Source organism: Deltaproteobacteria bacterium (assembly GCA_016931625.1).
In the GTDB taxonomy this organism is placed as follows: Bacteria; Myxococcota; XYA12-FULL-58-9; order XYA12-FULL-58-9; family JAFGEK01; genus JAFGEK01.
This window is the reverse complement of record JAFGEK010000081.1, coordinates 16,862-38,258: the sequence shown is the minus strand read 5'-3', so window position 1 is coordinate 38,258 and position 21,397 is coordinate 16,862. Positions and strand designations below refer to the sequence as shown.

Sequence of the window (21,397 nt, the reverse complement as noted above, 5' to 3'; positions counted from 1 at the left end):
TGTTCGCGAAGCCTGTCTGAGCGAACACCAATTGGTGATATACAAATTAATTAAAAAAACCATGTTTATAGATACGCAATTTCAGGTAGTTAGCTTTACGGCGATCGCTTTTTTTGCCGCTTTTGATCTTTATTGAGAATTAGCGAAGCCCCGTAAAGTCTATTCAGGGGGTGTTCCTAACCTCACTATAAAGCTTTAACATTCAGACAAAGTTTAAGATATTCATTTTGGTATATTATTGTAGTAAATAAGAAATGTTATGAAAGATTATGACGCATTACTGAAAATGTATAAATTGCGCTTGCAAAAAGCATTGCAGCACTTGCGCTATAGTTTTAGCAAAATTAGCAACGCCAATACCAAAGTACAAAATTTAAGTGAAGCTGAACTAGAAAGCTGGGAGAGTTTTGCAGCAAGACATGCCCGCGTAGTTGATTTGTTTCTTGCTAAATATGTAAGGGCTTTTGTGCTTAAAGACGACCCTGGTTTTAATGGCTCTTTACGAGATTTTGCCAATCAAGCAGAAAAACTAGGCCTTATTGATTCAGCACATGAATGGATGGCTTTGCGCGAATTGCGCAACATAATTGCTCATGAATACACTGATGAAGATACTGAAGTCATGTTTAATACATTAAAAGATACGGCACCGCGCTTATTATTACTTGAGAAAAAAATTTGAGTTTAATTTATGCGTCTTTTACCAAATGAAATTAATAGTATTCACCAATATTTAAAAACACAACTATCTTCATATGATGATAGTCAAGCATGGCTTTTTGGCAGTCGTCTTAATGATATAACAAAAGGTGGAGATATTGATATCTGCATAGTTACTGCCTTGCCAGAAACAGCAGCACTTTTAAGAAAAAGGTTGCATTATTTCCGCTCTGAACTGCGCGAATTACTTGATGACCAACGGGTTGATATAAGTATTATCGATCAACAAACGGCTATGACTCAGCCATTTTGGCAACAAGCCTTAAAAGAGGCGGTTGCTATTTTATAATACTATATCAATCATGAATATCAATTTGCTGTGATTGAATCGCTAAGGTTTTATGCGGCGGTGTAATTAGACTGCCAACTTTAGCAATAAAAAAATCTTTGATGATAGAAAAATCGTTTATTCCTTCACCTGGCAAAGCAGCTTCACGCGCGGCATCGTCAAAATAAGTTAGGGCCCTTAATAACAATCCGTCTGGTACTGTTTTATTATAAACAGTGCGTAAGGCGGTAAGGCAATCGTTTATACTTAGTTTTTGACTTTGTAGCACAACATATAAATCAAAAAAATCGCGTCGCAAGCCCCGGTCGATAATTGCATGCATTTTAGTTGCAAGAATGCCAGTTACGCCTAAACGCTTTCCTTCAATAAAAGGCTGCAATATAGGCAAAGAAAAAATAGAAATTTTTATATCGTTGCATAAAAGGTGCACAGTGTCGTTTGACCGTTCAAGTATTTCAGTTGTGCCACGTTGTTGCAGTACTGCCATTAAGGCATCGAGATTTTTTACATTTTCAACGCCAAAATCAACGTCTCTGCTTGGGCGATAGGGGCATAAACAACGCACTGCTTGACCACCAATGACAAACCAATAGGGAATATCATCGACTATAGTGGACAATGAGGCAGGTATTACCTGTGCTGGTTCGTAGGGCATCTTTTGCTTGCTCCTATTCACAAACAAATTGCTATAAATTTCGTCGTGCTCGTAAAATCGCGGTTAATAAACCTAGGCTTTTTTTATGCCAACCTCGTTGGCGTTGTGCTTGATACAGCGCTAACCAAGGCAGTGAGGCAGTAAAAGAAATAGCCCGTGCATTACCATAATTGAGGCAATAAAAAGCTAGCTGATGGCCGGGCACTATTGATTCAGCGTTCATATTATATAGGGCTTGGCGCACTTCTGCTGGCAGCGTTGCTACCTTATATTGAGTGGTTGGTAGAGTTATCAAAGCATTATAAACCGTTGCTCGGGCAGGAACTTTTTCATGGTGAAGGCGACAATAATCTTGAAGTTGCTGCATGATAGCGGTCATTCGTGGTTGCAGGTAACCACAAGTCAATTCTTGTAATTTGGTAATTGTGACCTGGCTAATGCGCATTTTGCCTCGATCGGCGCGCGAACGTTGGCGTAATTTTGCTGTAGCAAGCCGAGCTTCTGCATGTGCTAATGATGTATTGAAATCATTAATAGACATAATTTAATTTAATTATAGACATTTTAAGTATTAATGCAAGACTGCGTTACCGCCTATTGGTCTAGGTCTAAATTTCTAACCGCACTTAAACACTCGGTATGGTCATTAATTAACTGGCAATCAAATAGTAGGGTGCCAATCACATCTAAATGCGCCACTAAATATGCAAAAGCCACTTTTGAGGCGTTTGGTTAAGATGAAGCTGACACAGACCGAGCTAGCTGAGGCTTTAGAATTTACGCAATAAATGCTGATATTCTTCGATGGTAATACCGAGGTCGCGGAGGATCTTGCGAAGAAGCGGTCTCACGATGACATGATGGCCGTGATTAGGAATGACAATGGTTTTACCCTGGGCGTTACGAAAGGTATTATGGCTACCTTCGCAGTTTATCCAGGTAAAGCCAGCAAGCTCGGCAATTTTTTTTAGCCGACGGTATGGAATGACCGGAAGCTTGGTCACGCAGACACCTCGATACGCCAAGTACCAACGAAATCCACAACTGGCTTCTTGATCATGGCGGTCTTGAGATAGGCACGGATTGCTTCCTGCACATTAGCCTCTAACGTGCGCATATCCTTGGCCTGGGTATAACAGCCTGGCAACTCAACAACCTCGGCCACAAGCCATTTACTGTCTGGGTCTCGCTCTACAACCATAGTGAATGAACGTTTCATTATAACCCCGATACTCCTGTTGTATTTACGACAAACTACAATTTGCCTCAGGCTTGGGCGCTTTTAAGAATGGATTCCCGCTTACGCTTAGAATGGCGCATTTCCTGGTATTATTATTAATTAGTCTGGCTTTTACAAGTGGACGATGTCCAAATTCTAAAAAAACCTAAATGCGCCACCAAATAAGCAGAAGCCACTTTTGAGGCGTTTGGCACCAGATGAAGTGAAGAGGCCACCAAATAAGCAAAAGCCACTTTTGAGGTGTTTGGTTAAGATGAAGCTGAAGCTGAATCTGTTTTTGTACCTGGGGCACTAAGTTATAATTTTGATGTTTATGGTGGCAGCAATCTTTGCAAGTTTTTTATCTAGCGTTGCTAGTAGTGCATTATAACGACGTGCGAGAACTAAATAAAACATATCATAAGCAGAATGACTTTGTTGTTGTGCCAATGCGAGAGCTTCGCTGGCTAATATTTTACTTGCTATATATTCATCAGGTAAAGACAAAGCTCGTTGTAATACTGTTTCACATTCTTCTTCTTGCCATATTTTTGCCTTAGCGTATTTCCAAATAGTGTTGGCTATTTCAAAACCATATAAATGCGGAACAAAAACCCACTCGGCTTTACTGACTATATCTTGTAGCTTTTTATTTTCATTGGCCACGGCAAGCATAATACCCACGCTAGCATCAAGAACTACTTTCATCGCTCGCGATCCGCTCTTATTAGTTCTTCAGGCCGAGGTGCATTTGTAGGCAATTTGATAGGCTGTTGTTGCGCTGAATATAAAATTGCTGCTCGGCGTTGGCGTGCCATTGGTTCAATAGCTAAGCTACGCTCAAGTATGGCTATGGCTTCTTGCGCTAAACTCCGATGTTCACTTTGAGCACGTATTTTTAGCTTGGTGTAAATTTCATCAGGCAATTCACGTATTTGTAATGAACGCATGCATGTATTATGCATGCAATTTGCATTATTGTCAAATTTAATAATACCTTTCTAAATTGGTCTAAATTGGTGCTAACTAAATTGGTGCTGGTGCCAAAGGCTCACTCGGCCATTTTTGGCTATTAAAACGGCATTTTTGATGCACCACAATAGCCAAAGCTGCTAAATAATCATTGCGTCTAACACAAACCGCACCTAAACGCTCGGTATGGTCATTAATTACCTGGCAATCAAACAGTAGGGTGCCAATCACATCTAAATGCGCCACCAAATAAGCAAAAGCCACTTTTGAGGCGTTTGGCACCAAGTGAAACATTGACTCACCAGCAAACAAACCGCCAAGCTGCACACCATATAAGCCGCCTACCAATTGTGTGTCTTGCCATACTTCAACACTATGGGCATATCCTTTATGATGCAACGCACTGTAGGCTGAAATAAATCCTGGAGTTATCCATTCACCGCTTTCACGGTGTTGTTTGGCACAGTTTTGCATAACCGCACTAAAAGATTGGTCAAAGGTAACTTTTAGGTTTTGTTTTCGTAACGTGCGACCAAGCCGATGAGGCATACGAATTAGGTTGCGTAAAAATATGGCGCGTGGATCAGGCGAATACCAACGTACCGGGTTTTCTGACCACGGAAAGATGCCATGAGTATAAGCATCTAAAAGCAAATCAACATTAAGAGAATCAGTTACTGCGACTAAGCCATGATGGTCAGCTAGGCGCGGATTGGGAAAAAATGAAGGCTTCATTGAACTGTCATTGAACTGTTGAAATACTTCTCCATATAGGGGTGTCCCTAAATAATTCATACCAACCTAATTGCTTTGTGATAATAAACGCAACTCATATGCAAACAAATAAACGCCACTCAGCAATCGAACTTATGCAATTGGCTATTAAAAAAGCCGAACATGGACGCGGCCATACCCATCCCAATCCCATGGTGGGTTGTGTAATTGCTAAGCAAGGCAAGGTTATTGCTACCGGCTATCACGCAGGTGTGGGTTTAGCTCATGCTGAAATCATGGCTTTAAAAGCTGCTGGGGCAAAGGCGCGCGGGGCTGATGTTTTTGTTACGCTTGAACCATGTAATCATACTGGTCGTACAGGGCCATGCGCGCAAGCGTTACTTAATGCAGGCGTAGGTCGTGTATTTATTGGTATGTTAGATCCTAATCCCTTGGTGCATAAAAAGGGAGTGCGTTTTTTACGTCGACATGGGGTTGAGGTAGCTGTCGGTTTATTGGGTCAAGATTGCCGCCAACAAAATGAAGCTTTTGTGCACTATATGCATAAAAAGCGACCATGGGTAGTTGCTAAGCTAGCTGCAAGTCTTGATGGTCGTGTTGCCACCCATACTGGTGATTCACGTTGGATAACTAGTCTTGCAGCGCGCAAAGCTGGGCATAAGTTGCGCGCTGATCTTGACGCAATCATGGTGGGGGTTGGTACAGTAATAGCTGATAACCCGGCGCTCACTTGCAGGGTACGTTTGGGTCGTGACCCTATTCGCATTATAGTTGATACCAATGCACGCACTCCGCTTAACGCCGAAATATTGCATCAAGCTCAAATTCATCAACAAAAAAAGCGGCGCCAGAGTGCACCTACATTGATTATAGTTAGTCAACATGCCCCGACTTCTCGCTTAAAAAAACTGGCGAATGCTGGGGCTGAAATTTTAGTTTGCCCGGCTAATAATGGTCGTATTGATGTTGCCGCATTACTTAAACTACTGGGGCAGCGTGAAATTCTCTCGTTGTTAATCGAAGGCGGCCCAACTTTGTTAGGCAGTTTTTTTGATGCCGGTTTAATTAATAAAGTGCATGCCTTTATTGCACCGCGAATTATTGGGGGTGAGCAATCGCTTAATGCTGTTGGCGGTACGGGTTGTGCATTGCTTAGCGAGAGTATGCGATTGTCACGCTGTAAAATAAAACAAGTTGATGGTGATATCGAAGTTGTAGGCTATATAAATATTAGAGATTCTAATTTGTGATATAATGTTTCTGGTGCAACATCAGCACCATTTGGCCAGGCTATTGTACCACCTTCAATGCGAGCTGAACGAAATAATGCAACATCGTTTAATGCATCAAAAATTGGCCCCCGTGTTAAATACTCAGCAAAGTCAACCAATCCTTCGAGACCATCATCAAAAACAATTTGATAAATATAATCGTGTTGATATTTTATATGGGATACTTTGTTACAATTCCACATTTTTACTAGTCCAGCGGTTTAATGGGTTTAATGGTGTGGCCAGATTTTGCTAATTGCCAGTCTTCTTCTAATTCAGCAATGCGAATATCAATCCATTCACGCAACAAACGTAAAGCGGTTCGCGATTGAAGATCTCCATTTAATACATTGCCTTTAAAATCTAAAACCACATTATCTCCTTGAAACTCAGCATGAATATGAGGAGGATTGTGGTCATCATAAAATAGTCGCACAATTATACCGAAAAAACGCGATATTTCTGGCATTAAGAAACCCCAATACTTTTAATTTATCGCTGTATAATATGAAATAAATTTTTAAGTTATATATTTTCGACATTCAGTCAATATCATTGCCTATTTTTTGACCTTTGGCAAACTCAATGAGACGCTAGCTTGCAATATATGCCTTTGCTTTAGGAGCGAATTCTCATGTTTGCTGCATCTACAGCTCATAGTTCTGCGGTTGCCTTAAACAACATTAACAAAGTTGACAATCGTCGCTTATCAGCACGTGGTCCTTTATATATGTTGGTAGAGGCGCGTGCACATAAACCGGCTTTTTGGGCTTTTGATGTAAGTTTAGGTGGAATTCGTTGCATTAGTGAAAAGCCTATTTGGCCAGGGACTTATTTAGATTTATCATTTATCATTCCTGATAGTCGTGAACATATTGTCACCGGCGGGCAAATTATTACGCTAGATATAAATGAAAATGATGAAGTTTTAATTGGCATACGATTTTGTTGCCTTGCATCTGGCGCGAGTATGGCAATTTATCGTTTTCTTGATCGCCGTCGTCGCTTATGGGATCCGACATTAAAAGACCATGAAGAAAATGTGTTAGCGACACGTTTTCCGCATTTGGCGCATATTTTTACCAATAAAACACCATTTGCAAATTTATTGGCTGAGACTTACGAAACCTTAGGAGTTGCGGTGCCTAAACATCAGATCTTGTTATCATAAAAATATGATGTATTAATTAGGGACATCCCCTAATCAAGAAGATGAAAAAAGTGCAGTGGTAACAATGGAGCAATTATGAGTGAAATACTTGGTCCCAAGCCTTTACCTCGCGGCATTATTACTCAACTAATTCGTGGTGCGTTATACCCAATAGATGGTTTGCGTTTTATTGTTAAACAGCGCTTGTGGCATTTGGCCGCAGCCCCAACTTTAATTGGCAGCGCCTTATTTATTATTCTTTGTGTTATCTCTTTTATGTTTTTATTACCCCACGTTTCTGGTTGGGTAGCTGATATTTCAGCATGGGCTGCAGATTCGTTTTGGTTGTCTATTGTTGCTATCTTAATACGTTGGCTTATGTGGTTTATTGCAATTGTTTTAGTATTGGTGGTCAACGTTTTACTTTTGATGATGATTGGGCAAGTATTAGCTAGTACTTTTCTTGATATTCTCTCTGAGCGCATCGAGACCTTAATATTAGGTTCACCCAGTGCACCAGTGACGTTTCAGCGCATGAAAACTACAGTGTTTTTGGCTATTGCTGATCTTGGTTGGAGTTTGGTCTATTGGTGTTTATTTAATTTGCCTATTTTAATCATAGGGTTAGCAGCGCCTCCGGTTGCTGCAGTATTAAGTATCATGACTTCAGCTCTTTTAGTGGCTCAAGAATTCGTTGGTTTGTCGTTAGCGAGAAGACTTGTTCCATTTCGTCAGCGTTGGCGATGGCTGCGTGGGCATCGCTTACTTTGTTTAGGATTTGGCAGCACATGTATGCTACTTTTTGCTATACCGTTATTAAACTTTATGTTGTTGCCAATAGCAGCGGTAGGGGGAACGTTGCTCTTTTGTGATATTGAGGCAGCCAAAAGATCCGCTTCTTCTAAAATTAAGTAATTTTTATAGGTATTTTAAGAGTAGCTGGAGCCTTGGCACTGTAAGTGCTAGTCTTTATATTAACATTAATTAGTTAAAAATTTATGGCACAACGATTCGGTCGGTATTGGCTTCAAGAAAAAATTGGTCACGGCGGTATGGCCGAAGTTTTTCGAGCTACTATTGGCCCAGATGCGCAAACTTATGCTTTTGACCTGGCATTGAAACGCCTGCATCCAGAACTTATACAAGAACGTGCCATGGTTGATATGTTTTTAACTGAGGCCGATATTGCTAAATTTTTACGTCATCCCAATGTCGTACAAGTATTTGAAGCAGGGCTAATCGACAATCAACCTTATATTGCTATGGAATTTGTACGTGGTACTGACTTAGCTTCTTTGGTTGATACTTTGCGAAAACGAAGGTTGCGTTGTCCTGCTGATTTAGCATTGTATGTTGCGCTGCAGGTTTTACGAGCTCTTGATTATGTGCATCGTGCAGTAACCCCAACCGGCGAATTAATGGAACTAGTGCATCGCGATGTCACGCCATCAAATATTTACATCACTTTTGATGGCAAAGTTAAATTAGGAGATTTTGGTATCGCCCGTGTGCGTTTTCTTGAAGAACGAGATGATTTAACGCTTAAGGGCAAAGTTGCCTATATGCCACCTGAAGTTTTGGTTGGTGCCCCAATTAACGCTAACGTTGATTTATGGGGCTTAGCTGTAACCCTATGGGAGTTATTGGCAACTCGGCGATTATATGAGGGGCTAAGTGATGAAGAAATTCGGCGCGGGGTTGCCCCCAAACAAATAATGCCAGTGCATGAAATTAATCCTGAAGTGCCATTAGAGCTTTCTCACATTTTGCATCGTGCTCTTTCGGCAAGACCGCGACGACGTCCGCAAGATGCAGTAGCTTTTTATCGCGAACTAAAATTGCATTTGCGAGCCACGGGATTACAGGTTGACTCTGAAAGATTAGGCCGATTTCTTGTAGGGCTTATCGGATATTCTGGTGATATTGAACAAGAATATCGTGGTCCACAGACAGGTGTATTTGAACGCCCAGCTTACGCCATACCAATGGGTATGTCTCCAACTCAACGATTTGAGATAGTTATGCGTCGCAAACGCATTATATGGCCTGCTGTTACTATTGGCGCAGCTTTGCTAGTTGGCAGCGGCATATGGGCATGGCAAACCATGCATGCTCATAATACAAATCAAACTGCTATTGATTTACGCCCAGTAATAATTAATGATTTATCTAAACAGTCAATATCATCAAATCCGCAAGTACCTCATAAATCACTTGATAATGAAAAAAATACTGCACCAGAAGATTATTTAAAGAAACCAAATGATGCTGACGAACGTGTTCGTCCAATTGCGCTTGATGTTTCTAATTGGAATCGACCCAAAGCTACCCATAAACCACGTCGATTTAATGCGTTGATTCAACGAGCAAGTCAGCAAGCACGTCAGAAAAAATATATTATGGCCGAAAGATATTTTCAGCAAGCTTTAACACTTCGTCCCAATAATGTTGATGCTATTTTAGCGCGTGCCGATACATTAATAGAGTTAAGGCATTATAACGATGCTGAAAAAGCCGTACGTAAAGCTTTAACCATAGATCCACGTAATGCTCGTGCCTATTTATTGCTCGGAGATGTTTTATGGATGCAAGGTCGTGACCAAAGTGCCCGCGAAGCCTATCGTCATTGCATTGATGTCGAACCTAATGGCAAGTCTGCTAAAGTTGCGCGTAAAGTGCTAGATAAGATTAAAGGCTAGCTAAACCATTAAACAATTTAAAAATAACACATTTATTAGGTGTTGACAGTATGCTTTAGCAACCTATGTATAACTTTTAAGGCCTAATAGTGGTGGCAGAGCAAAAGCCGCTATGTAAAAATAGAAAGAGGCATTAATGCCGCGAGATTATTACGAAGTACTTGGGGTAGCTAGAGATGCTAGCGATAAGGATATTAAACGTGCTTATCGCCGTTTAGCAATGGATTTTCATCCTGACCGTAACAAAGATCCCGAAGCTGAAGGAAAATTTAAAGAAGCATCTGAGGCCTACGAGGTATTATCAGACTCGCAAAAACGTCAAATTTATGATCGTAGTGGTCACGATGGTTTGCGTGGCGCCGGTTTTTCAGGTTTTTCAGGTGTTGGTGTTGAAGATATTTTTTCATCTTTTGGTGATATTTTTGGTGATCTTTTTGGTTTTAGCCAACGTTCACGTCGTAGCAGTCATGTAGGACAACCTGGCGCAGATTTACAGTACAAGTTAGTTATTGATTTTGAAGAAGCAGTTTTTGGTTGTCAAAAAGAAATTTCTCTCGATCAGTATATGCCTTGCGATGAGTGCAAGGGTAGTGGTGCGGCGGATGGTTCAAAACCAACGCGTTGTTCTATGTGTCAAGGTCGCGGCCAGGTAGTTCATGGTCAGGGGTTATTTTTAATTAGTACAACTTGTCCGGCATGTGGCGGCCAAGGTATGAAACAAACTAACCCATGTAAAAAATGTAGTGGTGAAGGACGTCAACGTGCGCGTCGCAAAGTTAACGTAAAAGTACCAGCCGGTTTTGATGATGGCATGAGTTTACGTTACTCTGGTGAAGGAGAACCTGGTACACATGGTAATCCTGCTGGTGATTTATATGTGTTAATTCGAGTGCGTCCCCATAAAACGCTCAAACGTGAAGGTGATGATTTAATTGCCGAAGTTACTGCCACAATGGTGCAAGCTACCCTTGGCGCTAAGTTGACAGTGGTTAGTGTTGAGGGTGATGAAGAATTCGAACTGCCTAGTGGGACCCAACCAAATGGTGTTGTTACCCTTAAAAAGAAAGGCGTACCCCGGTTGCGTGGTGGTGGCCGTGGCGATTTGCACATTATCGTCAGAGTTGAAATACCAAAATCGTTAACCAGCAAACAGCGCGAATTGCTCGAAGAATTTGCAGCGCAGGCTGAGACTAAAAAACGTCGGCTGTTTTCGTGAAAGGCAAATTTTGTTTAAATTCATAACGTCTGCGAGCTAGCTGTATTTGCTGCATTAAAAAGTCACTCATAGTAATATCAGCAACAGTTAATTGCTGGGGCACGAAAGATGCTTTGGTTAATCCAGGTAAGGTATTTATCTCGAGAAATATTGCACCGGTATCATTAATAATTAAATCAGTGCGTGAATAACCATAGCAACCAATTGCTTTATGTGCTGCTACTGCGATTTCTCCAGCCAGAGCATGTACACTCGAAGTTACATTTGCAGGAGTTATTTCTTTTGTCCCTTTGCCAAGATATTTACCGGCAAAATCAAAAGCGCGGCCTTGTTCAACTACAATTTCTGAACCTGGAAGAGCTTTAGGACCTTTATCGGTATCAATAACCACTACGGTTAGTTCTTTACCGCTAATAAAGGCTTCAACAAGATAGGTAATATTTGGCGTCGCATTTATTTGCGCAATTACAGTATCGAGACTGTTTGTGTCATTTACAAAATGCAAACCAACACTTGAACCATCAGCAACTGGTTTTATAACGATGTGTTTATATTGCTGTTGCCAATTAGCAAGTATTTGGCGAATATTCTCAGTATCGTTGCCACTGATAATAGTGGTAGACTCAGCGGTACGAATATTTTGGCTTTGCACTAGTTTTTTAGCAATTACTTTATCAAAGGCTCGATGACTTGCTTGCGAGCTTGAACCGCTAAAAGGTAGAAATTTAGCTTCAAGCAAAGCTTGTAGCATTCCATCTTCGCCACCTTTGCCATGTAAGGCTAAAAAGAAAGTATTCGCAGAAGAAGCGCTATTTATAGCAGCTTCTATTGTGGGATATATTGCTTTTGAACCTGGGTCGAAATCATTCTCAAAAGGATTGACAAAATCGAGCAATCGTTGGGTTTCGGTAAAATGTATTGAACCAGATGGACTCCAAAACCACAAGCGTGCTTGTGGTAATAAGCGCACAATATTTTGTGCAGAAGCTACTGATACTCGTCGTTCATTTGAATCGCTACCGAATATAATAATGACATCGTCCATTATGGACATTAGACACCTTGAGTGCGAGCCATCCAGCGCGCAATTTGCTTACGGGCGGCTTGGGTTATTTTATCAAAACGCAAGCGTATTGCAATTTGTCCGTGATGAGTCACCAGTTCAGCAACATAACCACGTACCATAATCGTGTTTTTTTCTCCAGAAAGAACTAAGTCAAAATCAATGTAATTACCTGGCCATATAAGAGTAGAACCACTGCACATTAAACCTCCAAATGAAAGATCAATGCCAGTAAAGATTGACTCATCGTCATGCAGATAAACTGCAAATTTACCGTTAATGCGTGGCAAACTGCGGCGGTTGGCCGCGCTTGGGATAGCGCGCGTAGGCCAGTTAAATATTGAAGAAGATACGAAAGAATCAATGTTTTCTTTTTCAGTAATACGAGCGATGGCTGTCATGATTTCCTCCGATGTAGGGTTAATGAAAAAGTGATGACATAAAAACTCGCGCAAGTTTAAATCGCCACCTTTAACCCATTTTTATGAATGAACATGGCAGAGGTTAAAACAAATGTAAAAAAACCGGCGTATTTTTTAAGTTAAAGTCCGAATTAATAATTATTCAATTGTCAACGCCCGTTGAAATTCTTCTGGGTTAGTAGCTGCCATGCGGGCAACAGCAAAGGTAATAAGTTTTTTCTGATGGAGTTCAAGCAGGTGTTGATCGAATGTTTGCATGCCATACAAGTCACGACCTTGTTCAATATGATGTGGAACTTCATTTAATTTTTCTACTTGGCGAATGCATTCTTGAATAGTGCGGGTTACTCGCATTACTTCGACAGCGGGGACTCGTCCTTGACCATCACTTGTTGGTAAAAGTCTCAATGATATCGTAGCCTTAAGTGCTTCGGCGAGACGCATGCGGGCAGCATCATGATCTTCAGGAGGAAATAAACCAATGAAGCGTTGCATTGTATGCACAGCATCGGGAGTATGAATTGCAGTCAGAACAAGATGACCAGTTTCTGCACCTTTTAAACAAATTTCTGCGGTTTCATAATCTCGTACTTCGCCAATCATAATTACATCAGGGTCTTGTCGCAGTGCTGAAACTAAGGCATCACGAAAACTTTTAGTATCACTGCCGATTTCACGTTGGATAATGAGGCTTTTTTCTTTAGGAAATAGAAATTCTATAGGATCTTCAATTGTTACTATATGAGCTCGCCTAGTTTGGTTGATGCGATGCAGCATGGCCGCCAACGTAGTGCTTTTGCCATTACCCGTTGCACCAGTAACCAAGATTAAACCGCGACGAATTAAACAAACATCATCAAGAAATGTTGGTAAGTTAAGCTGTTCAAAATTGCGGATATTTAAAGGAATAACGCGCAGAACAATGCCGATATATCCTTGTTGTTTAAAAACAGTTGCACGAAAACGGCTTAAATTTTGAATACTATAAGTTACGTCTCGCTCAATTTGATTCTTTTTAAAGCTTTCAAAATGTTCACCGAGCAAGATTTTAGCTATAGCTTCGGTGTCTTCTTGGCGTAATGAGGGATATTTGGCTGGTAGTAAGTCACCTTGCAATCGAAGATGAGGTGGATGACCAACTTCAAAATGCAAGTCGCTAATGCCACGCTCAACGCCAAATTGTAATATACGCTCAAAAGCTGCACGATCCATAACTATAGGGTCGGCAGGCTCTTGAGTAGGTTCAGTAGCAGTAGTTTCTTCACTCACGATATATTTTAGTTTACCGGGACCTTGGTAGCATCTGCAAGTAGATGTGTGGGTAGTAGCTGTGGTATACGATCGAATACACTTTAATATTTATTTAATAGTAATTATTTTGCTAGGCGTGAGCGCAATAGTCCTAAAAGTTCACCGATTTCGCTGATGCTTGAAGGAGTAGTAAATAAGAAATTGAAGCCGACAGCAGGTTTATCATCATCGCGATTCCAGCGGACTTTTGCATCAATAAAAAGAGGATTTTTATAACCTGGTGGTTTAAGAGCAAGTTTTACCACCGAATCGATTGGTAATGGGCCAATATTTGCGACTAATACTCCTTCACGACAAATATTTTCGGTGGTGCAATTATGTTTATTACCTTTAAGTAAAGTAACTTCGACATCGATAACAATCGGTAAACGTCGACTTTTACGTCGAGCTAGTTCTTTTTCACCCTTAGCAAATGCTAAGATGAGTTCGCGCGTCTTATTTTCAGAAGCAAGAAATTCAACACCTATTCCTGCGCGCAAATTGGCGTGGTCATGTAGGCGCTTTGACCGTACAACTCCGCGACTATGTAAAACGAGTTGTTCTTCAGCAAAAGCAATTTCTATATCAACTTGAGTACCTAAATTGAAATCATTGTTTCCTGGGACCCAAACGCCAGCACTAGCATCACGCTCATAATATGCATGCAAAAAAGCACTACGATTAGGTATAGCAAGAAGGACAGTAGGACGAAGCTGCATGGTCAGTTCTAATATTTTATCCGCATTTTAATAGCAAATGCGAGATGAAAATGCATTTTAATATTTTTTACCAAAAAATAATGTGTTTGTTTGTACCTAAGTATAAAAAGGGCGTCTGTAATTTATTAGTAGAGTTGATCACAAATAAAAACATCAAAAAGTATCCGTCTATCAGCTATATCATCGCCTTTCATTTTCAGTTCCCTATTTCCTGTTCTTTAAATATCCAGTTCAAATTTGTTAGTTAAAGATAAAAAATCGATTATTACATAAAAATGTAGATTTAAAGAACAGAAAACTTAAGAACTGGGAATTATAAGTGAGCTTATTCGTAATCATGTCTAGTATAGACGCCCTTTTATTGACTGTTAACCATTGTTAGACATGCGCACGGTATGGATAAATGCTTTGTTCGCATACTCGCGCGCGGTAAGGATTAATATTATTTATTGGCGCCACCAGGAACTAAGTTTGCTGGTAACATAGCTTTAGCCAGTTGCTCATAAAGAGCATAGCGCTCGGTGACATGCTTTTGAGCTTCTTCAATAAGTTTGTTGAAGTTTTCTGCATTCATTCGTTGCACTTGGCGATAGCGGGTTTCTTTCATGATGTAGTCAGAAAGCGGGATCTTTGGTGCTCCTGAATCCATCTTGAGCGGACTTTCACCCTGAGCCGCTAAACGTGGATCAAAGCGCAACAATGGCCAATAGCCGCTGTTTACTGCGGCAACCTGTTGTTCAAAGCCTTTTTGCATATCAATACCATGGTTAATGCAGTGAGCATAAGCAATGATAATTGAAGTGCCAGGATAGCTGTCAGCTTCTTGAACAGCGCGGACGGTTTGTATATCTTTGGCACCAAGAGCCACTCGAGCCACGTATACATTCCCGTAAGTCATTGCGAGCATAGCCAAGTCTTTTTTATGCGAGCTTTTACCAGCAGTAGCAAACTTAGCGGCAGCACCCATTGGCGTTGCCTTTGATGCTTGACCACCAGTATTTGAGTACACTTCAGTATCAAGCACTAAAATGTTGACATCACGACCCATGGCCAAAACATGATCAAGGCCACCATAGCCAATGTCATAGGCCCAACCATCACCGCCGACAATCCAAATGCTCTTCTTAACCAGATAATTTGCTATCTTGCTGAGCCACTTAGCTTCAGGTGTTTTAATCTCAACAAGTTTAGATTGTAGTTCTTTTACGCGTTGACGTTGATTGGCTATGCCAGCCTCGGTTGACTGATCAGCATTAATAATTTTAGTAGCTAAATTATCACCGATTTGGCTGCCAAGTTTGGTAACCAAAGCCCGCGCATCTTCTTGCATTTTATCAACGGCTAAACGCATACCAAAACCGAATTCAGCATTGTCTTCAAATAGCGAGTTTGACCAAGTTGGGCCACGACCGTCACTGTTAAATGTGAAAGGTGTAGTAGGCAGGTTGCCACCGAAAATCGATGAACAGCCTGTAGCGTTAGCAATCATTGCACGATCGCCATATAGTTGAGTGACAAGCTTAATGTATGGCGTCTCACCACAACCGGTACAAGCACCCGAGAACTCGAAGAGGGGCTGCATAAATTGTGTACTCTTAAGATCGGTCTTAAGGGTGGTACGGTCAGCCTCTGGAAGACTAAGGAAGAATTCAAAATTCTTCTTCTCTTGTTCACGTAAGGGAGCTTGAGCCGCCATATTAAGAGCTTTATGACTTGGATCTGTTTTTGATTTAGTCGGACAAGTCTGATAGCAAAGAGTACAACCAGTACAATCTTCAGGGGCTACTTGAATAGTAAACTTTGCGCCTTTTGTCGTTGGCGATTTAAAATCAATCGACTTGAAAGCTGCCGGAGCTTTATCAAGTAGCGCAGCCGGATAGAATTTTGCACGAATCGCTGCATGGGGGCAGACGAGAGTGCATTTATTACATTGAATACATAGCTCTGGATCCCAAGTAGGGATTTCAAGAGCGATGTTACGTTTTTCCCACTTGGTTGTGCCCAAAGGCCAAGTGCCATCAACTGGAAATGCTGATACTGGTAAAAGGTCACCTTTACCAGCAAGCATTAATGCAGTGACACGTTTGACAAACTCGGGTGCCACTTTAGATACTGTTGGCGGCATTGGTTTACCAGTAATTTCACTTGGCACCTTAACTTCATGCAAATGCTCTAAGGTATGATCTACGGCGGCAAAATTCTTTTGCACCACTTCGGGGCCTTTTTTACCGTAAGTCTTTTCAATAGAACGCTTAATAGCTGCAATAGCTTCTTCACGTGGCAATACACCTGAGATGGCGAAGAAACATGTTTGCATGATGGTGTTGATACGAACACCCATGCCAGTATCTTTTGCAACTTTATAGGCATCAATTACATAGAATTTAAGTTTCTTGTTGATGAGGTATTCTTGTACTTCTTTGGGGATGTTATGCCAAACTTCATCGGTACCAAATGGCGAGTTCAGTAAGAAGGTAGCACCGGTCATTGCTGGCGCTAACATGTCAATTTTCTCTAAAAAGGTGAATTGATGGCAGCCAATGAAATTAGCCTTTGAAACTAAATACGATGAGTGAATCGGATTTGGTCCAAAGCGCAAGTGCGATATGGTAATGGCACCTGATTTTTTCGAGTCATAGACGAAATAACCTTGGGCATAGTTATTGGTATCTTCGCCAATGATTTTTATTGAGTTTTTATTTGCACCAACAGTGCCGTCTGCGCCCAAACCATAAAACAAAGCGCGCACGACATCTTTGGGTTCAATGTCAAATTCGGGGTCATAATCAAGTGACAAGTGAGTTACATCATCGTTGATACCAACGGTGAAATGACGTTTTGGTTGGTTTTTGCTTAATTCATCATAAATGGCCTTGACCATTGCTGGGGTGAATTCTTTTGATGAAAGACCATAACGACCACCAGTTATTTTAGGCTCGCTGCCAGAGCGTTTACCATCGTCATGAGCTTCACGCAAAGCTGTGGTTACATCTAAATACAATGGTTCGCCAATTGAGCCAGGCTCTTTAGTGCGATCAAGAACTGCAATTGATTTAGTGCTTTGTGGTAGTGCTTTAAGAAAAGCTTCAACTGCGAAAGGACGATATAAACGAACTTTGATTAAACCGACTTTTTCACCTTGAGCAACAAGATAGTCGACGGTTTCATGAGCTGCTTGTGCCCCAGAACCCATCATTACTATTACGCGTTCAGCTTGCGGATGGCCTACGTAATCAAAGAGTTTGTATTGACGACCAGCAATCTTGGCAAATTCATCCATTGCCTTTTGTACGGCGTCTGGACATTTGTCGTAGAAAGTATTGCAAGCTTCGCGTGCCTGAAAGAAAGCGTCAGGATTTTGAGCAGTGCCGCGAAGTATGGGTTCATCTGGCGAGAGAGCACGAGCACGATGGGCTTCGATTAACTCGTTAGGAATCATAGCTCGCAAGTCGTCATCATTTAATATTTCAACTTTGCTTACTTCTGCTGAGGTACGAAAACCATCAAAGAAGTGCAAAAAGGGAACCCGACTGTCTAATGATGCACGTTGGGCAATTGCTGCAAAGTCGTGCGCTTCTTGACCAGAATTAGAGCACAACATGCCAAAACCGGTTTGGCGCACAGCCATAACGTCGGAGTGATCACCAAAAATTGATAAAGCGTGGGTGGCTACAGAGCGAGCACTTACATGCATACACATCGAAGATAGTTCACCAGCAATTTTATACATGTTGGGAATCATTAACAGCAGGCCTTGTGATGCTGTGAAGGTCGTGGTCAAAGCCCCGCCTTGTAAGGCACCATGCACTGCACCAGATGCCCCGCCTTCTGATTGCATTTCAGTGACTTGTGGGATGTGCCCCCAAATGTTTTTCTTGCCCTTTGCAGACCATTCGTCTGCCCATTCACCCATAGTGGATGATGGAGTAATGGGGTAGATGGCGATCACTTCATTAATTCGATGCGCTACTGAGGCAGTGGCCTCGTTGCCGTCCATAGTGACCATACTTCTTTTGGACATTGGTTCTCCTTCACTTCACCAAGAAGTAGATAACACTCGGACGCCGTCTGCAAGCACCGAGCATGATAGCTACTTTACGAAAAACACGGTTAGATGGTCGCTGCTTTTGCAAAACTTACAGCAATCAACAAAACCCGCAGCTCTCGCAAACGTAAGATCTGCGTTTTTTTAAACGGGCAATACACTAGCAAATAATGTACTTGTTTGCCAAGTGTTACACTGCAGCATGATAATTATTTAAAATAACAAAAATATATTATAAAAATTTTATTTTATGATTAATTTAACGTATTAAGGGCTATTTTTTAACATATTTACAATAAAATTAAGCTATTTCAGGATCTCTATATAATAATTTGTCATTTCTATTGGACAATAGAAAAAAATGTAAAAAATTCTGAATGTGACTAAAACTTATCAAAAGCATGGTAAAAATTATTCACTAAAATCAAATTCTAAATTATAGCGTATAGTGATATTTAAGTACTTATATAAGTACTTAAATAAAATTACCGTTGTAATTTCTTTGAAAAAATATTTAAATTTAAGCTAGTTTTTTAAATTGTCTGTTCTTTGTTTTGGTTGAAGTACGTCGTGCTGCAATAGCGAAAAACAGACCGATTAATATACCGACAATTCCACCTAAAAATACATCAGTTGGATGATGATGATGTAGATATAAACGTGACCAAGCCACAGCGAATGCAGCAGCGACCGCTGGCATACCTAGTATAGGTATAGTCACTAGGAGGGTTGTTGCTGAAGCGAAAGCGGTGGCAGAGTGACCGGATGGTAGGCTTTGCATTTTAAATTTTAGGCTGGGTCCATAAAGACCATCAGGCATTTTAGCCATGGGACGTGGTCTTCCAATGACTCCACGGGCAAGATTCACTGTTAGGCCACTAAGACTAGCGGCCAATATTGATGCTAAAGCAACTCGACGAAGACGCGTATTACGAAAAAGCGCACCTAAAATGAGTAGTAACGCACCAATACCAAGCGATCCGGTGTGATAATCACCCCAAAGCGTAAAGCCATCAGCAAGCGTTTCTAAAAATGGTGTTTCTTTTTGGGTTATCAAAGCCAGCCAGATTTTATCGTATGGCACTAAAACTATAGCCATAGTTATTATGGTTAATAAAAATATGATAACCCACGAGAGTTTTAAACGTAAAAGTGACCATACTTCACGTAGTATTTCAATAGTTTCTTTGGCCAAAGTGCGCATTTACAATACTCGCATGTAAGAGGTTACTTAATAAGCCGCACACTGACCTTCGCGACGACTGTCACTAACCGCAAGATATTCATCAGCAATACGGAACACCCCATGTACATCACCAATAGGTTCGCCTTTATCTTTTAAATTATAACCCAGTGCCATGAGAGAATCGCTGAGTTCAGATGCCAGACTATCAGGTTCTTTATAAAGTACATCAGGCCAACCTTGATGATGTAATCGAATCTGCTTAATCGCTTCGGCTGGATCAATATTGTGAAATAAAATTAAGGTTATTATTGATGCAAGTGTTGTCGCAATAGTTGGCCCACCTGGAGTACCAATCACTAAATCTACTTGGTTATTTTTAGTTACTAATACTGGCGCCATATTGCTGGCTGGACGTTTATTAGAAGCAAAGAGATTTGCTTGGTTGCCAATAACGCCAAAGTAATTTTCTTTGCCAGGTATAAACGAAAAAGAATCCATGCTGCCATTGAGTAGAAAGCCGCAGCCCGCAACACTCCATTTTGAACCATAACGTAGATTCATTGTATAAGAATTAGAGACAGCGTTGCCATCGGCATCAATGATAGAGAAATGAGTAGTATTATTACCGCTCATATCTGAATCGAGCGTGGATGCTGTTTGGTTTTGTCTGATTTTTTGTGCTAATGCGTCGGTTTTGATGTCGTGGTTTTGGTTGATAAGGTTAAACAGGCGAGTCGCATTAATTTTACTAAAAATGTTATGATAGACAGCATTTTGTTGCAATTTAGTATCACCTAAATAGTCTAAGCGATTGATAAATGCAACTTTCGCCGCTTGTGCTAAATAATGATAATGATTTGCACTGCCTGGTGCACACTGATAAAAATCTTCGCAGTCTAAAATATTTAATATATTTAGTAGGATGGCACCACCACCTTCTGGTGGTGCAGTCCAAATTTGTTTATCACGCATCTCGATAACAATAGGGAGGCTTTCGCGTAATGTATAGCTTGCTAAATCATCAGCAGTAATGAAGCCACCATTATTAGCAAGGTCATTAACTATATTTTCGGCTATGCGACCACGATAAAAAGCCGCCTCGCCTTCAGCAGCAAGTTCGATTAATGTACGAGCAAGGTTTTGATTTGCTAAAATATCACCACCTTTGAATGGTTCTGAGCGCACATAAAAACGTTTTGATTCTGGAGAATGCGCTAACTTTGGACCCAAGCGGTTTAAACAAGTGGCTTCATATTGAGTTATAGCAATACCATCTTCAGCGAGCTTGGCGATTTTTAACAATAAATCTTGCGCTTTTAATTTACCATAGCGTTTTTGCAGAGTGAAAAAAGCCTTGACGGTGCCGGGAACGCATACCGAAGTTGGGCCAAAGGAAGTCTTTTCAGGATCGGGTGACCCATCGGTTAGTAAAAAAGCTTCACGGTAAGCATTTGCTGGAGCTTGTTCACGATAATTAATTGTTTGTGGTGAACCACCTTTAGCTTGATAAACGACATAACCGCCGCCACCAATATTACCAGCCTGGGGATGATAGACACACAATGCAAAAGCTAGAGTAAAAGCGGCATCAAAAGCATTACCACCGTCTTGTAAGGCTTGAATGGCAAGTTTGCTTGCTGGGCCAGAGACACAGGCTACGGCGCCTTTGCCACGTGCGTAAGTTGCCTCTTTAATATTTGTAGAAGTGAGACTAACACGAAAATCATTGTATGCTGTTGCCAAGCT

The 21,397-nt window shown here is 41.0% G+C and carries 24 protein-coding genes; 7 read left to right on the top strand and 17 right to left on the bottom strand.

The genetic code is table 11. The annotated features are described in order from the left end of the window. The first annotated feature begins 259 nt into the window (after positions 1–259). Together JW841_07620 and JW841_07615 are read left to right on the top strand one after the other, a co-directional pair. Positions 260–682: a hypothetical protein gene (locus tag JW841_07620; protein ID MBN1960801.1), complete on the top strand. Its 423-nt coding sequence runs from the start codon at positions 260–262 to the stop codon at positions 680–682. A gap of 9 nt (positions 683–691) precedes the next feature. Beyond that, a complete protein-coding gene (locus JW841_07615; protein MBN1960800.1) occupies positions 692–1,009 on the top strand; it encodes a nucleotidyltransferase domain-containing protein in 318 nt (105 codons plus the stop codon). A 7-nt stretch (positions 1,010–1,016) separates the two neighbouring features. Here the strand turns inward: JW841_07615 and JW841_07610 are convergent, their stop codons facing one another. The 8 genes from JW841_07610 to JW841_07575 all read right to left on the bottom strand — a co-directional run bounded on the left by JW841_07610 (position 1,017) and on the right by JW841_07575 (position 4,590). Then, positions 1,017–1,664: a nucleotidyl transferase AbiEii/AbiGii toxin family protein gene (locus JW841_07610; GenBank protein ID MBN1960799.1), complete on the bottom strand. Its 648-nt coding sequence runs from the start codon at positions 1,662–1,664 to the stop codon at positions 1,017–1,019. Between the two features lie 31 nt (positions 1,665–1,695). Continuing rightward, positions 1,696–2,205 (bottom strand): hypothetical protein, encoded by a 510-nt coding sequence (locus tag JW841_07605; GenBank protein MBN1960798.1) that lies wholly within the window; start codon positions 2,203–2,205, stop codon positions 1,696–1,698. A 53-nt stretch (positions 2,206–2,258) separates the two neighbouring features. Continuing rightward, positions 2,259–2,381: a hypothetical protein gene (locus JW841_07600; protein MBN1960797.1), complete on the bottom strand. Its 123-nt coding sequence runs from the start codon at positions 2,379–2,381 to the stop codon at positions 2,259–2,261. Positions 2,382–2,434: 53 nt separating this feature from the next. Continuing rightward, complete coding sequence (locus tag JW841_07595; protein ID MBN1960796.1) at positions 2,435–2,668, bottom strand: type II toxin-antitoxin system HicA family toxin; 234 nt, start codon at positions 2,666–2,668, stop codon at positions 2,435–2,437. Continuing rightward, entirely contained in the window at positions 2,665–2,883 is a 219-nt protein-coding gene (locus JW841_07590) for a type II toxin-antitoxin system HicB family antitoxin (GenBank protein ID MBN1960795.1), read from the bottom strand. The genes JW841_07595 and JW841_07590 overlap by 4 nt, the downstream gene beginning before the upstream one ends. Positions 2,884–3,195: 312 nt before the next feature. Beyond that, the gene (locus JW841_07585) at positions 3,196–3,591 is read right to left on the bottom strand and encodes a type II toxin-antitoxin system VapC family toxin (protein ID MBN1960794.1); all 396 of its coding nucleotides are present in this window, start codon (positions 3,589–3,591) and stop codon (positions 3,196–3,198) included. Then, positions 3,588–3,833, bottom strand: a complete 246-nt coding sequence (locus tag JW841_07580) for an Arc family DNA-binding protein (protein MBN1960793.1) — start codon at positions 3,831–3,833, stop codon at positions 3,588–3,590. The genes JW841_07585 and JW841_07580 overlap by 4 nt, the downstream gene beginning before the upstream one ends. 76 nt (positions 3,834–3,909) lie before the next feature. Continuing rightward, positions 3,910–4,590, bottom strand: a complete 681-nt coding sequence (locus JW841_07575; protein MBN1960792.1) for a leucyl/phenylalanyl-tRNA--protein transferase — start codon at positions 4,588–4,590, stop codon at positions 3,910–3,912. Positions 4,591–4,724: 134 nt separating this feature from the next. Between JW841_07575 and ribD the strand changes: the two genes are divergently transcribed. Continuing rightward, entirely contained in the window at positions 4,725–5,840 is a 1,116-nt protein-coding gene (gene ribD, locus JW841_07570; protein MBN1960791.1) for a bifunctional diaminohydroxyphosphoribosylaminopyrimidine deaminase/5-amino-6-(5-phosphoribosylamino)uracil reductase RibD, read from the top strand. Here ribD and JW841_07565 read toward each other — a convergent pair. Together JW841_07565 and JW841_07560 are read right to left on the bottom strand one after the other, a co-directional pair. Beyond that, a complete protein-coding gene (locus JW841_07565) occupies positions 5,810–6,064 on the bottom strand; it encodes a DUF2442 domain-containing protein (protein MBN1960790.1) in 255 nt (84 codons plus the stop codon). The two genes, ribD and JW841_07565, sit on opposite strands and share 31 nt — an antisense overlap. A 5-nt stretch (positions 6,065–6,069) precedes the next feature. Then, positions 6,070–6,330 carry a DUF4160 domain-containing protein gene (locus JW841_07560; protein ID MBN1960789.1) on the bottom strand — a complete coding sequence of 87 codons (261 nt, stop codon included), beginning with the start codon at positions 6,328–6,330 and terminating at the stop codon, positions 6,070–6,072. A 165-nt stretch (positions 6,331–6,495) separates the two neighbouring features. Between JW841_07560 and JW841_07555 the strand changes: the two genes are divergently transcribed. The 4 genes from JW841_07555 to dnaJ all read left to right on the top strand — a co-directional run bounded on the left by JW841_07555 (position 6,496) and on the right by dnaJ (position 10,926). Continuing rightward, complete coding sequence (locus JW841_07555; protein MBN1960788.1) at positions 6,496–7,032, top strand: PilZ domain-containing protein; 537 nt, start codon at positions 6,496–6,498, stop codon at positions 7,030–7,032. Positions 7,033–7,107: 75 nt separating this feature from the next. Then, positions 7,108–7,926, top strand: coding sequence for an EI24 domain-containing protein (locus JW841_07550; GenBank protein MBN1960787.1), 819 nt, complete (start codon positions 7,108–7,110; stop codon positions 7,924–7,926). Between the two features lie 83 nt (positions 7,927–8,009). Then, positions 8,010–9,710 (top strand): protein kinase, encoded by a 1,701-nt coding sequence (locus tag JW841_07545; protein ID MBN1960786.1) that lies wholly within the window; start codon positions 8,010–8,012, stop codon positions 9,708–9,710. 136 nt (positions 9,711–9,846) lie between these two features. Next, the gene (gene dnaJ / locus JW841_07540) at positions 9,847–10,926 is read left to right on the top strand and encodes a molecular chaperone DnaJ (GenBank protein MBN1960785.1); all 1,080 of its coding nucleotides are present in this window, start codon (positions 9,847–9,849) and stop codon (positions 10,924–10,926) included. Here dnaJ and JW841_07535 read toward each other — a convergent pair. The 7 genes from JW841_07535 to ggt all read right to left on the bottom strand — a co-directional run bounded on the left by JW841_07535 (position 10,901) and on the right by ggt (position 21,394). Then, positions 10,901–11,971, bottom strand: coding sequence for an ATP-grasp domain-containing protein (locus JW841_07535; GenBank protein ID MBN1960784.1), 1,071 nt, complete (start codon positions 11,969–11,971; stop codon positions 10,901–10,903). The two genes, dnaJ and JW841_07535, sit on opposite strands and share 26 nt — an antisense overlap. A gap of 8 nt (positions 11,972–11,979) precedes the next feature. Next, positions 11,980–12,390: a PilZ domain-containing protein gene (locus JW841_07530; GenBank protein MBN1960783.1), complete on the bottom strand. Its 411-nt coding sequence runs from the start codon at positions 12,388–12,390 to the stop codon at positions 11,980–11,982. Between the two features lie 159 nt (positions 12,391–12,549). Next, positions 12,550–13,623: a PilT/PilU family type 4a pilus ATPase gene (locus JW841_07525; GenBank protein MBN1960782.1), complete on the bottom strand. Its 1,074-nt coding sequence runs from the start codon at positions 13,621–13,623 to the stop codon at positions 12,550–12,552. Positions 13,624–13,784: 161 nt separating this feature from the next. Beyond that, the gene (locus JW841_07520; GenBank protein MBN1960781.1) at positions 13,785–14,420 is read right to left on the bottom strand and encodes a PilZ domain-containing protein; all 636 of its coding nucleotides are present in this window, start codon (positions 14,418–14,420) and stop codon (positions 13,785–13,787) included. A gap of 442 nt (positions 14,421–14,862) precedes the next feature. After that, a complete protein-coding gene (nifJ, locus tag JW841_07515) occupies positions 14,863–18,441 on the bottom strand; it encodes a pyruvate:ferredoxin (flavodoxin) oxidoreductase (GenBank protein ID MBN1960780.1) in 3,579 nt (1,192 codons plus the stop codon). Between the two features lie 544 nt (positions 18,442–18,985). After that, positions 18,986–19,669 carry a phosphatase PAP2 family protein gene (locus JW841_07510; protein MBN1960779.1) on the bottom strand — a complete coding sequence of 228 codons (684 nt, stop codon included), beginning with the start codon at positions 19,667–19,669 and terminating at the stop codon, positions 18,986–18,988. Positions 19,670–19,696: 27 nt separating this feature from the next. After that, positions 19,697–21,394, bottom strand: a complete 1,698-nt coding sequence (gene ggt / locus JW841_07505) for a gamma-glutamyltransferase (GenBank protein ID MBN1960778.1) — start codon at positions 21,392–21,394, stop codon at positions 19,697–19,699. Positions 21,395–21,397 lie beyond the last annotated feature (3 nt).

What these genes read in the sequence shown, in the direction of transcription:
- JW841_07620 (MBN1960801.1), top strand. Translation starts at nt 260, where the DNA reads ATGAAAGATTATGACGCATTACTGAAAATGTATAAATTGCGCTTGCAA.
- JW841_07615 (MBN1960800.1), top strand. Translation starts at nt 692, where the DNA reads ATGCGTCTTTTACCAAATGAAATTAATAGTATTCACCAATATTTAAAA.
- JW841_07610 (MBN1960799.1), bottom strand. Translation starts at nt 1,664, where the DNA reads ATGCCCTACGAACCAGCACAGGTAATACCTGCCTCATTGTCCACTATA.
- JW841_07605 (MBN1960798.1), bottom strand. Translation starts at nt 2,205, where the DNA reads ATGTCTATTAATGATTTCAATACATCATTAGCACATGCAGAAGCTCGG.
- JW841_07590 (MBN1960795.1), bottom strand. Translation starts at nt 2,883, where the DNA reads ATGAAACGTTCATTCACTATGGTTGTAGAGCGAGACCCAGACAGTAAA.
- JW841_07585 (MBN1960794.1), bottom strand. Translation starts at nt 3,591, where the DNA reads ATGAAAGTAGTTCTTGATGCTAGCGTGGGTATTATGCTTGCCGTGGCC.
- JW841_07580 (MBN1960793.1), bottom strand. Translation starts at nt 3,833, where the DNA reads ATGCGTTCATTACAAATACGTGAATTGCCTGATGAAATTTACACCAAG.
- JW841_07575 (MBN1960792.1), bottom strand. Translation starts at nt 4,590, where the DNA reads ATGAAGCCTTCATTTTTTCCCAATCCGCGCCTAGCTGACCATCATGGC.
- ribD (MBN1960791.1), top strand. Translation starts at nt 4,725, where the DNA reads ATGCAATTGGCTATTAAAAAAGCCGAACATGGACGCGGCCATACCCAT.
- JW841_07565 (MBN1960790.1), bottom strand. Translation starts at nt 6,064, where the DNA reads ATGTGGAATTGTAACAAAGTATCCCATATAAAATATCAACACGATTAT.
- JW841_07560 (MBN1960789.1), bottom strand. Translation starts at nt 6,330, where the DNA reads ATGCCAGAAATATCGCGTTTTTTCGGTATAATTGTGCGACTATTTTAT.
- JW841_07555 (MBN1960788.1), top strand. Translation starts at nt 6,496, where the DNA reads ATGTTTGCTGCATCTACAGCTCATAGTTCTGCGGTTGCCTTAAACAAC.
- JW841_07550 (MBN1960787.1), top strand. Translation starts at nt 7,108, where the DNA reads ATGAGTGAAATACTTGGTCCCAAGCCTTTACCTCGCGGCATTATTACT.
- JW841_07545 (MBN1960786.1), top strand. Translation starts at nt 8,010, where the DNA reads ATGGCACAACGATTCGGTCGGTATTGGCTTCAAGAAAAAATTGGTCAC.
- dnaJ (MBN1960785.1), top strand. Translation starts at nt 9,847, where the DNA reads ATGCCGCGAGATTATTACGAAGTACTTGGGGTAGCTAGAGATGCTAGC.
- JW841_07535 (MBN1960784.1), bottom strand. Translation starts at nt 11,971, where the DNA reads ATGGACGATGTCATTATTATATTCGGTAGCGATTCAAATGAACGACGA.
- JW841_07530 (MBN1960783.1), bottom strand. Translation starts at nt 12,390, where the DNA reads ATGACAGCCATCGCTCGTATTACTGAAAAAGAAAACATTGATTCTTTC.
- JW841_07525 (MBN1960782.1), bottom strand. Translation starts at nt 13,623, where the DNA reads ATGGATCGTGCAGCTTTTGAGCGTATATTACAATTTGGCGTTGAGCGT.
- JW841_07520 (MBN1960781.1), bottom strand. Translation starts at nt 14,420, where the DNA reads ATGCAGCTTCGTCCTACTGTCCTTCTTGCTATACCTAATCGTAGTGCT.
- nifJ (MBN1960780.1), bottom strand. Translation starts at nt 18,441, where the DNA reads ATGTCCAAAAGAAGTATGGTCACTATGGACGGCAACGAGGCCACTGCC.
- JW841_07510 (MBN1960779.1), bottom strand. Translation starts at nt 19,669, where the DNA reads ATGCGCACTTTGGCCAAAGAAACTATTGAAATACTACGTGAAGTATGG.